Genomic DNA, 14,432 nt, shown 5'->3' on the forward strand with positions numbered 1-14,432 from the left:
GTCCTCGCGCCGGGGCTCAGGAGGCGAACCCGAGGCCGAGCCGGTCGAGGCAGCGCAGCCAGAGGTTGCGTTGCCCGGACCGGTCGGCCCGGTCGAGCGACCACATGGTGAGCGCGATTCCCGTCCAGCGCAGCGGTTCCGGCGGGAACGGCACCGGTCTGCTCTGGATCATCCGCAGTCCGGTGCGTTCGGTTTCCCTGCCGTGCAACAGATCCAGCGCCGCGGCGGCGAAGAAGCGGCTCGCCCCGACCCCGAGCCCGGTGAACCCGAGCGCGTATCCGATGCGTCCCTGGCTGCAGGTGCCGACGAACGGGGCGAACCGGCTGCAGGTGTCGATCACCCCGCCCCATTGGTGGGTGAACCGGGTTCCCTCCAGCTGCGGGAAAGTCGCGAAGAAATGCCCGGCCAGTTTGGCGAAGGTGGCCGGCCTGCGGAGCAGTTCCTGGCGGACCGCGCTGCGATAGTGGTACACCACGTCGTAACCGCCCCACAGGATGCGGTTGTCCGCGGTGAGCCGGTAGTAGTGGAACTGGTTCGCCGCATCACCGAGTCCCTGGCGGTTGCGCCAGCCGATCGAATCGAGCGCCGCATCGCTGAGTGGTTCGGTGACCAGCGCGTAATCGTAGACCGGCACGATGAAATTGCGCAGCCTGCGCAGCAGTGGGGTGAACGCACCCGAGGCGAGCATGATCCTGTGCGCCCGGACCCGCCCGTATCCGGTGTGTGCCATGACATCCCGGGGTCTCGGTTCGAGTCGTTCGACCGGAGCGTTCTCGTGGATGCGGACCCCGGCGCGCAGGCAGGCGGCGCGCAATCCAAGCGCGAGGCGGGCCGGATCGAGCATCGCCACCGAATTCCGTGACCAGGAACCGCCGAGATAGGTGGGGGAGTGCACCTCCGCGCGCGCCTGCCGAGCGTCCAGATAGACCGCGTCGTGCCCCAGTTCCCGGGCCTGCGCGGTCATGGTGCGCAATTCCTCGACCTGCCAGGGTTTCGTGGCGAAGGTCAGCTCACCGGTGCGCGCGAAATCGCAGTCGATCCCGTAACGGCGAACGGATTCCTCGATACCGTCCAGATTTTCCATGCCGAGCCGTTCGAGTGTCGCGGCTTCCGGGCCCCAGCGCTCGATCCCGTTGCCGATGCCGTGCGTCAGGCTGGAGGAACAGAATCCGCCGTTGCGCCCGGAAGCCGCCCAGCCGCAGGTATTCGCCTCGAGTAGGACCACATTCAGACCGGGATCGGTTTCCTTGGCCTGCAGGGCGGCCCAGAGTCCGGTGTAGCCGCCGCCGATCACGAGCAGATCGGCCTCGATGGTTTCGGTGAGGCTCGGGCACGGTGCCGGTTCGGTGTTCGCCTCGAGCCAGAACGGCCGGGGAATCGCGTCCGCGAGCGAGCGAAGGGCGTGTGTGGGCGCGGGATATCGCCGCGCAGGCAGCAAAGCAGTCATGAGTGAAGGATTTCCTCGCATCGATGGTGTCCGGAAAGTCCGGCGAGCAGAACGGGATCCGTCAGGAAACGCGGGCGCGCGAAACCGCGCCGCGATCAACGGAATGGACCGCGCTGAACGCGGAACGAAGAATTCTCGAGGAGATCCGGGTTATCCGCCGTCTTGGCGTCCGCCGACGCAGCGGGCGTACCAGCGCACGCCGCAGCCGGTTCCGGCGATCGGTCGACAGGTACCACCTGCCATGGTTCCACCTCCGAGCGGATATGCTCGCGGCTGACATTACCCGCTTCTGGAGAAGCATGGCAAGGGAATCGGTATTCTCCAGGGTGGTTCGCTACGATTTTCGTGACCGGTGGAGGAGGGTGGCGGTTGACAGGGCACCAGCAGGTACAGCGCAGCCTCGACGAGATCGACCTGACGCTGATCTCGATGCTGCAGACCGACGGCCGCGCGTCGTTCACCGCGCTGGCGAAGGCGGTGGAGCTCTCCGAGGGAGCGGTGCGCCAGCGGGTGCAGCGGCTGCTGCGTGAGGACGCGATGCAGATCGTCGCGGTCACCGACCCGAAGACGGTGAATCTGCAGCGCCAGGCCATGATCGCGATCCGGGTCGAAGGGGACGCGCGTGAGGTCGCCGCGCGCATCGCCGAACTCGAGGACGCGCACTACGTCGTGCAGACCGCCGGTTCCTTCGACATCCTCTGCGAGCTGGTGTGCCGCGACGACGAGCACCTGCTCGCCGTGCTGAACACCCAGATCCGCACCATGCCCGGGGTCACCAGCACCGAGACGTTCATGTACCTGGACCTGACCAAGCAGACCTACGCCTGGGGCGGCCAGCCGAGCAGGCGCTGAGGCGGGGCACCGCGCGGGCGCGGCTATCCGTTCGACGCGGGTTCTAGACTGGAGCCCAGGCCCGTCCCGCGCCGATGACCAGGGGACGGGTCTGTCCGCGTGATGTCTCCAGCCAAGTGAAGGGACCGCCCGTGTCCGAAGCATGCACACTTCCGCCACTGCACGGACTGCTGGCCGCGGCACTCGCGGACCCGGCGCTCACCGAACTGGTCACGCTCGCCGGCACCGGCACAGTAGCGTTGCAGGGACCGGCAGCGGCCCGCGCGCTGGTCACCGGCGCGCTCGCAGGGGACGAACAGACCGGGGCGGCGGCCCGGCCGGTGCTCGCGGTCACCGCGACCGACCGGGAGGCCGAGGAGCTGGCCACGCTGGCCGGTGAACTGCTCGGCGCCGAACGGGTCGCCGCGCTCCCGTCCTGGGAGACCCTGCCGCACGAGAAGCTCTCCCCGCGCGCGGACACGGTCGGCCGGCGGCTGGCGGTGCTCCGCAGGCTGCGTCACCCGGAAGAAGACGGCAACGGCCCGCTTTCCGTGGTCACCGCGACGGTGCGCAGCCTCATCCAGCCGATGGCGCCCGGTCTCGGGGAGCTCCGGCCGCTGTCCTTCGTGGTCGGCGAGGAGTCCGATTTCGAGGAGACCGTCGCGCGGCTGGCCGCTCTCGCCTATGAGCGGGTGGACATGGTGGAGAAGCGCGGCGAATTCGCGGTGCGCGGGGGAATCGTCGATCTGTTCCCGCCGACCATGGCGCACCCGCTGCGGATCGAGTTCTTCGGCGATGAGGTCACCGAGATCCGCCAGTTCAGCGTGGCCGATCAGCGCTCGCTGGCCGGCGAGGAGGTCACCCGTGAGCGGCTCGTCGCGCCACCGTGCCGGGAACTGCTGCTGACCGAGGCGGTCCGGGAACGTGCCGGGGAACTCGCCGCCGAGCACGCCGCGGACGCCGAACTCGCCGAGATGCTGACCAAACTGTCCGGCGGAATTCCGTGCGAGGGCATGGAATCGCTGATCCCGGTGCTCTGCGATGGGGAACTCGAGCTGCTCACCGATGTGCTCGCCGAGGGCACCCACGTGCTGCTGTGTGATCCGGAGAAGATCCGGACCAGGGCGGCGGATCTGGTCCGCACCGGTAACGAATTCCTCGAGGCCTCTTGGATGGCCGCGGCGGGAAGCGGCCGCGCGCCCATCGACATCGGGGCCTCGGCCTACCGCGAACTCGGGGTGATCGAGCGGCACGCGGTGGCTACCGATCGCTGCTGGTGGACGCTTTCCCAGCTGACCAGCGATGCCGAGGATGTGCACAGCCTGGACATCACGCCCGCACCGGAGTACCGCGGGGATCTGCGGGCGGCGTTCACCGATCTGCGCGCACACGCGGCCAGTGGCGGCGCCGCGGTGTTCGTGGTGCCGGGTGCGGGTACCGCGGAACGGGCCACCGAACAGCTCGCCGAGCAGGAGATCCCGGCGACCAACGCGGTGGACGGGCTCACCGAGGCCCCGGCCGCCGGACTCGTCACCGTGGTCAAGGCCAGCGCGCAGGACGGATTCTCCTTGCCGCGCACCGGTTATGTGGTGCTCACCGAATCCGACCTGACCGGAACACGAGGCGCGACTCCCGGCCGGCAGGCGGCGCGGCTGCCCACCAAACGCCGCAACGCCGTGGACCCGCTCGCCCTCAAACCGGGCGACTACGTGGTGCATGATCAGCACGGCATCGGCAAATTCGTGGAGATGGCCCAGCGCACCGTGGCCGGGGCGACCCGGGAATACCTCGTCGTGGAGTACGCGCCGAGCAAGCGCGGGCATCCGGGGGACCGGTTGTTCGTGCCGACCGATCAGCTCGACGAGATCAGCCGCTATGTCGGCGGGGAACTGCCCACGCTGAACAAGCTCGGCGGCTCGGACTGGAAGAACACGAAAGCCAAGGCGCGCAAGGCGGTCAAGGAGATCGCCGCCGAGCTCGTGCAGCTCTACGCGGCGCGCCAGGCGGCACCCGGCTATGCCTTCGGCCCGGATTCCCCATGGCAGCACGAACTCGAGGACGCCTTCGCCTTCACCGAGACCCCGGATCAGCTCGCCGCGATCGACGAGGTGAAAGGCGATATGCGCAAGGCGGTCCCGATGGACCGCGTGGTGTGCGGGGATGTCGGCTACGGTAAAACGGAGATCTCGGTGCGCGCCGCGTTCAAGGCGGTGCAGGACGGCAAACAGGTCGCCGTGCTGGTGCCGACCACCCTGCTCGCGCACCAGCACCTGAACACCTACCTGGAACGGATGCATTCCTTCCCGGTGACCGTGAAGGGGCTTTCCCGGTTCACCGATCCGCAGGAGTCGAACGAGGTCATCGAGGGCCTCGCGGACGGCTCGGTGGACATCGTGATCGGCACCCACCGCCTGCTGCAGTCCGGGATCCGGTACAAGGACCTCGGCCTGATCATCGTGGACGAGGAGCAGCGTTTCGGGGTCGAGCACAAGGAACACATCAAGGCGCTGCGTACCCACGTGGATGTGCTCACCATGTCCGCCACCCCGATCCCGCGCACTCTGGAGATGTCCCTGGCCGGGATCCGGGAGATGTCCACGATCCTGACTCCGCCCGAGGAACGGCACCCGATCCTGACCTATGTCGGCGCCTATGACGACAAACAGGTCGGCGCGGCCATCCGCAGGGAACTCCTGCGTGACGGCCAGGTCTTCTACATCCACAACCGGGTCTCCTCGATCGACAAGGCGGCACGGCGCATCCGTGAGCTCGTTCCCGAGGCGAACGTGGTCACCGCGCACGGGCAGATGAACGAGGACAAGCTCGAGAAGATCATCGACGGTTTCTGGCGCAATGAGCACGATGTCCTGGTGTGCACCACGATCGTGGAATCCGGCCTGGACATCTCGAACGCGAACACGCTCATCGTGGAGCGCGGGGACATGCTCGGGCTCTCCCAGATGCACCAGCTGCGCGGCCGGGTCGGGCGCGGGCGCGAGCGCGGCTACGCGTATTTCCTTTATCCGGGCGAAACTCCGCTCACCGAGACCGCGCACGACCGGCTGGCGACCATCGCGCAGAACACCGAACTCGGCGCGGGCATGGCGGTCGCGATGAAGGACCTGGAGATCCGGGGCGCGGGCAATATTCTCGGCGCGGAGCAATCCGGGCACATCGCGGGCGTCGGTTTCGATCTCTATGTGCGTCTGGTCGGCGAGGCAGTCGAGGCGTTCCGCAGACACGCGGGCGCGGGTGAGGCCGAAGGCGAGGAGGAACTGCCCGAGGTACGGGTGGATCTCCCGGTCGACGCGCACATCCCGCACGATTACGTACCCGGCGAACGGCTGCGTCTCGAGGCGTACCGCAAACTCGCCGCGGCGCCGGACAAGGCGGGCCTTGACGAGATCCGCGCCGAGCTCACCGACCGGTACGGGGAGCTCCCGCGCCCGGTCGAGCACCTGTTCGCGGTGGCCCGGTTCCGGCAGCTGTGCCGGGCGCACAAGGTGACCGAGGTGACACTGCAGGGCAGCTCGGTCCGGTTCGCCCCGCTGGAACTTCCCGACTCCCAACAGGTCCGGCTCAAGCGGATCGCCCCGAAGGCCAACTACAAGACGGTCACCAGGACCGTCTCGGTGCCGCGGCCGACCGAGGGCGGGGCGGGCGGCCGGATGGGCGCCCCGGCACTGCGCGATGTGGAGCTGCTCGACTGGGCCGCCGGTTTCCTGAGCTCACTGGCCGGTGAAGCCACACCGGCCAGTGTTGGCGCGTAGTCACCGTGTTACGTATGGTGTTGCAGGGGAACGAGGACTCAACGCAGACCTGAAGTTAGGCTAACCTCTGTTGTTGGCGGCGGTATCCGGCCGCGCGGAGACGGAGGTTGTACGCAGATGACCACGACGCTGCCTCGCGTGCGCGAAAGCGGCGGGCGGGGCGTCCCGGAACAGCCGAAGCAGCGGCATGCGGGCATCAAGGCGATCGGGCTGCTGCTGGCTGTCATCGCGCTCGTGCTCCTCGCCGCGGCCTCGGTAGCCGTTGGGGCGAAAGGGATCCCGCTGTCCACGGTGTGGTCGGCCCTGTTCGATTTCCACGGCCTCGACGATCAGATCGTGGTGCGCGAACTCCGGCTGCCGCGCACCGTGATCGGGATCGGGGTCGGTGCGGCGCTCGGGCTGGCCGGTGCGCTGATGCAGGCGCTGACCCGTAACCCGATCGCCGAACCGGGCATTCTCGGCGTGAACCAGGGCGCCTCGGCGGCCGTGGTCACCGCGATCGGATTCCTCGGCATCGGCGGGGTCACCGGCTATGTGTGGTTCGCCTTCCTCGGTGCCGCGGTCGTCTCGGTCGCGGTGTACCTGCTCGGTTCGCGCGGGCCGAGCGGGGCGACCCCGGTGCGGCTCGCCCTGGCCGGGACCGCGATCAGCGCCGCGCTCACCGCGTACATCTCGGCGATGCAGCTGCTCTACCCCCAGGTCTTCGACCAGTTCCGGTTCTGGCAGGTCGGCTCGCTCGCCGGGCGCGACGCGGGCGTGCTCTACCAGGTCGGCCCCTTCCTGCTGGCCGGCATCGTGCTCGCGCTGCTGCTGGCCCGCCCGCTCAACGCGATCGCGCTCGGCGAGGACACCGCGCGCAGCCTCGGTGCCCATCTCGGCCGCACCAGAGCGCTCGGCGCGATCGCGATCACGCTGCTCTGCGGCTCGGCGACCGCGGCCGCCGGGCCGATCTCCTTCGTCGGGCTCGCCATGCCGCACGTGGCGCGTGCCATCACCGGACCGGATCAGCGCTGGCTGTTGCCCTATTCGATGGTGCTCTCCCCGGTGCTGCTGCTCGGCGCGGACATTCTCGGCCGGGTGGTGGTCAGCCCCGGAGAGCTCGAGGTCGGCCTGGTGACCGCGTTCCTCGGCGCCCCGGTGTTCATCATGTTGGTGCGGCGGAAGAGGTTGGCGAAGCTGTGACGACCATGACCTCGGTACGACCGCGAACACTGGGCATCGGCGACCGGATCCGGTTGCGCTACACCCCGCGCGCGGTACTGGTCTGCGCGCTCACCGCGCTGGCCGCGATCGTCGTGCTGGTGCTCTCACTGTCCACGGGGGACTATCCGGTCTCGCTCGGTGAACTGTTCGCCTCACTGGTGGGGCAGGGCGATCGGGCCACCGACTTCATCGTGCTCGATCTGCGGATGCCGCGGCTGCTCGTCGCGATGGGAGTCGGGCTCGCGCTCGGCGCCTCCGGGGCGGTTTTCCAGAGCCTGACCCGTAATCCGCTCGGCAGCCCGGACATCATCGGCTTCAACTGGGGAGCGTCGGCGGCCGCGGTCGCCGCGATCACCTTCTTCGGCGCCTCCGCGTTCGCCACCTCGCTCGCGGCCATTCTCGGCGGGGCGCTCGCGGCGATCGTGGTGTACCTGCTCGCGTTCCAGCGCGGGGTGCAGGGGTACCGGCTGATCCTGTGCGGCATCGGGATCAGCGCGATGCTCACCTCGGTGGTGCACTACCTGTTGTCCCGTGCCGATCTCGCCGAGGCGACCCAGGCGCAGGTGTGGCTGACCGGGACACTCAACGGCCGCGGCTGGGAGCAGGCGACCCCGCTGTGGATCGCGCTTGTCGTGCTGCTGCCCGTCCTCGCGGTGTACGGGCGCAGGCTGAACGTGCTCGAGATGGGGGACGAGACGGCCAGCGCACTCGGTATCCGGGTGGAGACCACCCGGGTCATCCTCATCGTGCTCGGGGTGTTCCTCACCGGAATGTCCACCGCGGCCTGCGGCCCGATCATGTTCATCGCGCTCACCGCCCCGCAGATCGCGCGCCGGCTGACCCGCAGTACGGGTGCCGGGATCACCGCGGGCGCGATCATGGGCGCGTTTCTGCTTCTGCTGAGCGATTTCGTCGCCCAGCGCGTATTCGGTGACACCGAGCTGCCGGTCGGCGTGCTCACCGCTGCCGTCGGTGGGCTCTACCTGGCGTGGCTGCTCGCCCGGGAATGGAAGGCTGGTCGGTCATGACCCGCGAAGGCGACGATCGAGTGAGCATCGACCGAGCCCCCGGCGAGGGAAAGGCGGAGCGAGTGAGGAGTCGAGCCGTTGTCTCCGAAGGCGACGATCGAGTGAGCATCGACCGAGCCCCCGGCGAGGGAAAGGCGGAGCGAGTGAGGAGTCGAGCCACGGTGCCCGCACGCTTGCAGGCGAGTGATCTGGCGCTGCACTACGACAAGCGCCCCGTGCTGGACGGGGTCGACGTGGAGATCCCGGACGGCGAGTTCACCGTGATCATCGGCCCGAACGCGTGCGGCAAGTCGACCCTGCTGCGCGGCCTCTCCAGGATGATGCGCCCGGCGCGTGGCAATGCCTTCCTGGACGGGAAAGCGATCACCTCGCTGCCCGCCAAGCAGCTGGCGCGGGAACTCGGCCTGTTGCCGCAGAGCCCGATCGCCCCGGACGGGATCACCGTGGCCGACCTCGTGGCCCGCGGGCGGTACCCGCACCAGAAGCTGCTCCGCCAGTGGTCGAAGACCGACGAGGAGGTCGTGACCGAGGCGCTGCGCTCGACCGGGGCCCAGGAGCTCGCCGAACGGGGTGTCGACGAACTCTCCGGTGGGCAGCGCCAGCGGGTGTGGATCGCGATGGCCCTTGCCCAGCAGACCCCGATCCTGCTGCTCGACGAACCGACCACGTTCCTGGATATCGCGCACGCGGTCGAGGTGCTCGATCTGTGCGCGGACCTGCACGAGCACGGCCGGACCCTGGTCGCGGTGCTGCACGACATCAACCACGCCTGCCGGTACGCGACCAATCTCATCGCGATGAAGGACGGCGCGATCGTCGCACAGGGCAAACCGTCCGAGGTGATCACCGTGGAACTCGTGGAGCAGGTGTTCGATCTGCCGTGCCGGGTGATCGACGATCCGGAGTCGGACACGCCGTTGATCATCCCCAAGGTTCGGCAACGGCAGGCGAGCACCGTGTGACAAACTGAGCGGCGTGACGCGCATCATGAAATCGGCCGGAGCGCTCGTTCTCGCCGGTGTGCTGCTCGCCGGATGCGGCACCGGCCCCGCCGAGGTCGATTCGGCGGCGATCATCGGCAAGGACTCCGTCCCGCTCGCCGGGTTCCAGCACGAGATCACCCGGCTCATCGACACCAAGCAGGCGGCGAAACAGGTGCAGCGCCAGCGCACCATGGACCAGGCCGCGCGCAATCTGCTCACCATCCGGGTGCAGCACCGGATCGTGCGCGATGTCGCCGCGCGCGAGCACCTCTCCGTGGACCAGGGCTTCGTGAACCGGCAGATGAGTGTTCCCGGACTGGACAAGTTCCTGGAGACCCAGGTGCTCGACCGGGCCGGATTCGCCGGGTACCAGGCCGACCTTTCGCTGATGATGGACCTGGCCCGCAAACAGGCCGATCGGCTGACCGTGCGCGCCGATATCGTCGGCGGGCTCGATCCCGCGCAGGCTCGTGAACTCGCCGCGAACATCGCGCGCCAGCCGGCCAAGGGCGGGGATCTGATGCGCACCGCGAGCCCGGACGCCGAGCTGAACCAGACGCTGCGGCCCGCGGAAGGCGTGCCGACCACCGTGTTCAGCGGAACCCCCGGCAGCGTGCTCGCCTTCCCCGCGGGTGGCCAGGACGCGCGCTGGTACGTGGTGCGGGTGCTCTCCCGGGACCAGGGCCAGCCGAGCCAGGGACAGGACCGGCTCAGCCTGGACGCGCTCGCCGGGGTCGGCAGGGCGCTGCTGGTGCCCGATGCGCAACGGATCGGGGTGCGGATCAACCCGCGCTTCGGCGCCTGGGACGACTACACGCTCTCGGTGGTGCCCAGCGGTGCGGAGAAGCGGGTGCTCGCCTTTCCGAGCAGTGCCGGACCGGGCGCATGAGCGAGCTGCACGAATCGAGCGCGGTGGTCATCGGCGAGTACGGACTGCCTGCCGAGGCGCTTCCGGTACTGCGCGCCGCCGCCGAGGTGTACACCGCGGACCAGGCCCCGTCGGAGCTGACCGAGCGCGCCCGGGAGCACGGCGTGGTGCTGCTGTGCCCGGATGGGAGCAGCGCCGCGGCACAGGTCATGCGCGCGGCGGGCGCCCCGGTGTACGGGCCCGTCCCCGGCGAGGCGCTGTACCGGGCGGTGGCGGTGATGGACCGGCTGCGCTCGCCCGGCGGTTGCCCCTGGGACGCCGAACAGACCCACGAGAGCCTGCGCCGCTATCTCGTCGAGGAGACCTACGAACTGCTCGAGGCCATCGAGAACGAGGACCGTGCCGAACTGCGCGAGGAACTCGGCGACGTGCTGCTGCAGGTGCTCTTCCACGCCCGGGTCGCCGCGGAACACACCGCCGATCCGTTCACCATCGAGGATGTGGCCGACGGGCTGGTGCGCAAACTCGTCGGCAGGCACCGGCACGTGTTCGGCTCGGATCTCGAGCACGTCGCGGACGCCGATGCCCAGCAACAGCGCTGGGAAGTACTCAAGCAGGCGGAGAAACAGCGCGAATCCGTGCTGGACGGGGTCGCGCTCGGCCAGCCGGCCACCGCACTGGCGGGGAAACTGGTCAGCAGGGTCAGCCGGGCCGGGTTCCCCACCGAACTGTGTGCCGAGGACGAGGCGAGTGGGGACGACGCCGAACTGTTCGCCGCGGTGGCCAGGATTGCCGCCGAGGGCAGGGATCCCGAAGGGGAACTGCGCGAGTACGCGAAATGGTTCGCCGACCGGGTGCGCCGTGCGGAGATCGCCGCCGCACAGGACCAGATCAGTCTGGACGCGGACGCCTGGCGCCAGTATTGGAAGTAGCTCCTTACCGTAACCAAACACGGCCGCCCGGTCATCGACCGTACGCTTGGCTGCGATGACCTCCCATTATCCCCCGCCACCGCGGGTACCACAGCGCCGCAGACGGCAGTGGCTCTTCTGGTCACTGCTGGTCGTCGTGGTGCTCGCGGTGACGGTGGTGCTCGCCTCGGTGCTCGGCAGTTTGAACAGCGAACGCGAACCGGTCAAGCCGGCCTTCTACGTGCCGTTCCAGGATGTGCAGCCACGCAGCAAGATCCCCGCGACCGCCAAGGCCGACACCACTCACCTCGGCGCCTGGTCCGGACAGGTCGCCGAGGCCACCGACATTCCGGCGCGCGCGGTCCGTGCCTACGTCAAGGCCGCGGCGCTCACCGAACGGCGTACCCCGCACTGCGCGGTCGACTGGACGACGATCGCCGCGATCGGGCGGGTGGAATCCAAACACGGCCAGCACGACGGGAGCGTGCTGCAGGCGGACGGCACCCCCTCGCAACCGATCATCGGGCCCGCGCTGGACGGATCGCCGGGACTGCAGCGCCAGCCGGCCTATGACGGGGGCAAATACACCGGGGACTCGCAATGGGACCACGCGATCGGGCCCATGCAGTTCCTCCCGGAGACCTGGGCCCGCTGGGGAGTGCGCGCCAGCGGAGACGGCGCGGCGCCCGATCCGCAGAACATCGACGACGCCGCCGCGACCACCGGGCGCTACCTGTGCCTGAACGGACGGCGGATGGGCTCACCGAGCCAGTGGTGGGGCGGGGTGTTCAAGTACAACCGCTCGGTGGAGTACGGGCAGAACGTGTTCAGCGCGGCCGACGCCTACGCCAAGGCCGCGGTCAAAGTGCGTGTCACGAACCCTCCTCGCTGACGCTCGCCGGCCCAGTGACGCGAGGATGCCGTGTCTGATGGTGACCTGGCAAGCTCGGTCACGCCAGCTTCAACCGGGCAAGCACCGCGCTGAGCGCGTCCTGGTACTCGGGAAGCGAGCGCATCGAATAGGCCAGCCGCAGCTGCGCCCGGGCCTCGATGAGCCTGCCCTGGCGTTGCAGCGTCCTGCCGAGGATGAACCGCGCGTAGTGATCCGCGGGATCCTGCTCGAGCAGGCGGTCGAACATCGCCTCCGCACGCCGCAGCTGCGCGGACTTGAAATAGGCCCGGCCGGCGAGCAGCAGCACGCTCGGCAGGTCGGGCTGGCTGCGCAGCGCGGGCTCGAGTGCCGCGAGCGCCTCGCGTGGACGGCGCGCATCGAGCAGCTTCTCCGCGCGGCGGAAGGCCTCGAACGCGCCGTCTCCGGTTTCGTCCGCATCGCCGTTCTGCGCCAACATATGGCCCCCACGCTACCGCGCGACCCGGTGCCGCGGCGAGTAGCGCCACACTTGCTCACTGGTGACCTCGCAAGCTCGGTCACGGGTCCTCCTCGCTGGTGCTCGTCGTTCCCGTGACCCGGACGCTGTGTTTTCGGTGACCTCGCAAGCTCGGTCACCGATCCTCCTCGCTGGCGCTCGTCGGTCCGGTGCCCCGGTCGCGGTATTTTCAGTGACCTCGCAAGCTCGGTCACAGTCCGCGCGTGCCTGACGCGCGAACACCCGGATGGGCGCTACTGTCGTAGCCGCAGGAAGCGAAGCGGACGAGCAAGGAGCGGCCAGTGGCTGTCATCGAGCAGGTAGGTGCACGGGAGATCCTCGACTCGCGCGGGAATCCGACCGTCGAGGTCGAGGTCGCGCTCGACGACGGCACCCTGGGCAGGGCCGCGGTTCCCTCCGGCGCCTCGACCGGCGAGCACGAGGCCGTCGAACTGCGCGACAAGGACGCCAAGCGTTACGGCGGCAAGGGTGTCGAGCAGGCCGTGGCCGGGGTGCTCGACGACATCGGCCCCGAACTGACCGGTATCGAGGCTGTGGAGCAGCGGCTGGTGGACCAGAAGCTGGTGGACCTGGACGGTACCCCGGACAAGTCCCGGCTCGGCGCGAACGCGGTGCTCGGTGTCTCGCTCGCGGTCGCCAAGGCCGCGGCCGAGTCCAGCGGGCTCGAGCTGTTCCGCTACCTCGGCGGGCCGAACTCGCATGTGTTGCCGGTCCCGATGATGAACATCCTCAACGGCGGCGCGCACGCGGACAACGACGTGGACATCCAGGAGTTCATGATCGCCCCGATCGGCGCCGACTCCTTCCGCGAGGCGCTGCGCTGGGGCGCCGAGGTCTACCACGCGCTCAAAGCGGTGCTGAAGAAGCAGGGCCTGGCCACCGGGCTCGGCGACGAGGGCGGGTTCGCACCCAACCTCAAGTCCAACCGCGAGGCGCTCGACCTGATCACCACCGCGATCGGCAACGCCGGATACGCCCCCGGCCGGGACATCGCGCTCGCCCTGGATGTGGCGGCGGCCGAGTTGTACGCCGACGGTGTCTACACCTTCGAGGGCTCCAAACGCAGCGCCGAGCAGCTCGGCTCCTACTACGCCGAACTCGTCGGGCAATACCCGCTGGTGTCCATCGAGGACCCGCTCGGCGAAGACGACTGGGTCGGCTGGGCCCACCTGACCAGCAGCCTCGGGGACCGGGTTCAGCTGGTCGGGGACGATCTGTTCGTGACCAACCTCGAACGGCTGGACGACGGCATCGGCCGCGGGGTGGCCAACGCGCTGCTGGTCAAGGTGAACCAGATCGGCACCCTCTCGGAAACCCTCGACGCGGTCACCCTCGCCCAGACCAGCGGCTACAAGTGCATGATGTCGCACCGTTCCGGGGAGACCGAGGACACCACGATCGCCGACCTCGCCGTGTCCACCGGGTGCGGCCAGATCAAGTCCGGCGCGCCGGCCCGTTCCGACCGGGTCGCCAAGTACAACCAGCTGCTGCGTATCGAAGAAGAACTCGGCGATGCCGCACGCTATGCCGGTGACCTGGCCTTCCCCCGATTCGAGCCGGAGGGCTGAGCCATGGCGGTTCCCTGGCGCAGATGGCTCGCCGCGCTGCGCGGCACCCGGCTACTCGGGCGTCTCGGCCTGTCCAACACCAGGCGGGCTGCGGTCCTCGCGATCGTGGTGTGCGCGCTCGCGCTCAGCGTGGCGGTCCCGCTGCGCACCTACTTCTCGCAGCGGTCCCAGATCGCCGAGCAGGCCGAGCAGCAGGAGCAGTTGCGCGTCCAGGTCGCCAAGCTCGAACGGCGCAGCCAGCAGCTCGCCGATCCCGAGCAGACCAAGGCCGAGGCGCGCAAACGGCTGCGCTATGTGCTGCCAGGGGAAACGCCTTATCTCGTGCAGCTGCCCCAGGACGGTACGGCCCCGGCCGCCCCGCCTAAGCCCGAGCAGCGCAAGCAGAACGAAAAGTCCTGGTACGCGAACCTGTGGAATTCGATCAACAAGTGACCG

Annotated in this window: 12 protein-coding genes; 10 read left to right on the forward strand and 2 right to left on the reverse strand. The window is 69.1% G+C overall.

What is annotated here, in order from left to right; translation table 11 throughout:
* Positions 1 to 16 precede the first annotated feature (16 nt).
* The gene (locus A37U_RS0109835) at positions 17 to 1,447 is read right to left on the reverse strand and encodes an NAD(P)/FAD-dependent oxidoreductase (protein ID WP_020496465.1); all 1,431 of its coding nucleotides are present in this window, start codon (positions 1,445 to 1,447) and stop codon (positions 17 to 19) included.
* 369 nt (positions 1,448 to 1,816) lie between these two features.
* On the opposite strand from A37U_RS0109835, the gene A37U_RS0109840 reads away from it, so the two are divergent.
* The 8 genes from A37U_RS0109840 to A37U_RS0109875 all read left to right on the forward strand — a co-directional run bounded on the left by A37U_RS0109840 (position 1,817) and on the right by A37U_RS0109875 (position 11,933).
* A complete protein-coding gene (locus A37U_RS0109840; RefSeq protein ID WP_020496466.1) occupies positions 1,817 to 2,299 on the forward strand; it encodes an Lrp/AsnC family transcriptional regulator in 483 nt (160 codons plus the stop codon).
* Between the two features lie 131 nt (positions 2,300 to 2,430).
* Entirely contained in the window at positions 2,431 to 6,048 is a 3,618-nt protein-coding gene (gene mfd / locus A37U_RS0109845) for a transcription-repair coupling factor (RefSeq protein ID WP_020496467.1), read from the forward strand.
* 117 nt (positions 6,049 to 6,165) lie between these two features.
* A complete protein-coding gene (locus A37U_RS0109850) occupies positions 6,166 to 7,230 on the forward strand; it encodes a FecCD family ABC transporter permease (protein WP_020496468.1) in 1,065 nt (354 codons plus the stop codon).
* Between the two features lie 5 nt (positions 7,231 to 7,235).
* Positions 7,236 to 8,279 carry a FecCD family ABC transporter permease gene (locus tag A37U_RS0109855; RefSeq protein WP_026197053.1) on the forward strand — a complete coding sequence of 348 codons (1,044 nt, stop codon included), beginning with the start codon at positions 7,236 to 7,238 and terminating at the stop codon, positions 8,277 to 8,279.
* A 161-nt stretch (positions 8,280 to 8,440) separates the two neighbouring features.
* Positions 8,441 to 9,241 carry an ABC transporter ATP-binding protein gene (locus A37U_RS0109860; protein ID WP_020496470.1) on the forward strand — a complete coding sequence of 267 codons (801 nt, stop codon included), beginning with the start codon at positions 8,441 to 8,443 and terminating at the stop codon, positions 9,239 to 9,241.
* A 13-nt stretch (positions 9,242 to 9,254) separates the two neighbouring features.
* Positions 9,255 to 10,151: a hypothetical protein gene (locus tag A37U_RS0109865; protein ID WP_020496471.1), complete on the forward strand. Its 897-nt coding sequence runs from the start codon at positions 9,255 to 9,257 to the stop codon at positions 10,149 to 10,151.
* Complete coding sequence (locus A37U_RS0109870; RefSeq protein WP_020496472.1) at positions 10,148 to 11,062, forward strand: nucleoside triphosphate pyrophosphohydrolase; 915 nt, start codon at positions 10,148 to 10,150, stop codon at positions 11,060 to 11,062. The genes A37U_RS0109865 and A37U_RS0109870 overlap by 4 nt, the downstream gene beginning before the upstream one ends.
* A gap of 55 nt (positions 11,063 to 11,117) precedes the next feature.
* The gene (locus tag A37U_RS0109875; protein ID WP_020496473.1) at positions 11,118 to 11,933 is read left to right on the forward strand and encodes a lytic murein transglycosylase; all 816 of its coding nucleotides are present in this window, start codon (positions 11,118 to 11,120) and stop codon (positions 11,931 to 11,933) included.
* 58 nt (positions 11,934 to 11,991) lie between these two features.
* Here the strand turns inward: A37U_RS0109875 and A37U_RS0109880 are convergent, their stop codons facing one another.
* Positions 11,992 to 12,390 (reverse strand): tetratricopeptide repeat protein, encoded by a 399-nt coding sequence (locus A37U_RS0109880; protein ID WP_020496474.1) that lies wholly within the window; start codon positions 12,388 to 12,390, stop codon positions 11,992 to 11,994.
* A 320-nt stretch (positions 12,391 to 12,710) separates the two neighbouring features.
* Here A37U_RS0109880 and eno point away from each other — a divergent pair, with 320 nt between their 5' ends.
* The gene (eno, locus tag A37U_RS0109885; RefSeq protein WP_020496475.1) at positions 12,711 to 13,997 is read left to right on the forward strand and encodes a phosphopyruvate hydratase; all 1,287 of its coding nucleotides are present in this window, start codon (positions 12,711 to 12,713) and stop codon (positions 13,995 to 13,997) included.
* A gap of 3 nt (positions 13,998 to 14,000) precedes the next feature.
* The gene (locus A37U_RS0109890) at positions 14,001 to 14,429 is read left to right on the forward strand and encodes an FtsB family cell division protein (protein WP_020496476.1); all 429 of its coding nucleotides are present in this window, start codon (positions 14,001 to 14,003) and stop codon (positions 14,427 to 14,429) included.
* Positions 14,430 to 14,432: the final 3 nt, after the last annotated feature.

Source organism: Sciscionella marina DSM 45152 (assembly GCF_000379465.1).
Taxonomy (GTDB): Bacteria; Actinomycetota; Actinomycetes; order Mycobacteriales; family Pseudonocardiaceae; genus Sciscionella; species Sciscionella marina.

What these genes read in the sequence shown, in the direction of transcription:
- A37U_RS0109835 (WP_020496465.1), bottom strand. Translation starts at nt 1,447, where the DNA reads ATGACTGCTTTGCTGCCTGCGCGGCGATATCCCGCGCCCACACACGCC.
- A37U_RS0109850 (WP_020496468.1), top strand. Translation starts at nt 6,166, where the DNA reads ATGACCACGACGCTGCCTCGCGTGCGCGAAAGCGGCGGGCGGGGCGTC.
- A37U_RS0109855 (WP_026197053.1), top strand. Translation starts at nt 7,236, where the DNA reads ATGACCTCGGTACGACCGCGAACACTGGGCATCGGCGACCGGATCCGG.
- A37U_RS0109870 (WP_020496472.1), top strand. Translation starts at nt 10,148, where the DNA reads ATGAGCGAGCTGCACGAATCGAGCGCGGTGGTCATCGGCGAGTACGGA.
- A37U_RS0109875 (WP_020496473.1), top strand. Translation starts at nt 11,118, where the DNA reads ATGACCTCCCATTATCCCCCGCCACCGCGGGTACCACAGCGCCGCAGA.
- A37U_RS0109880 (WP_020496474.1), bottom strand. Translation starts at nt 12,390, where the DNA reads ATGTTGGCGCAGAACGGCGATGCGGACGAAACCGGAGACGGCGCGTTC.
- A37U_RS0109890 (WP_020496476.1), top strand. Translation starts at nt 14,001, where the DNA reads ATGGCGGTTCCCTGGCGCAGATGGCTCGCCGCGCTGCGCGGCACCCGG.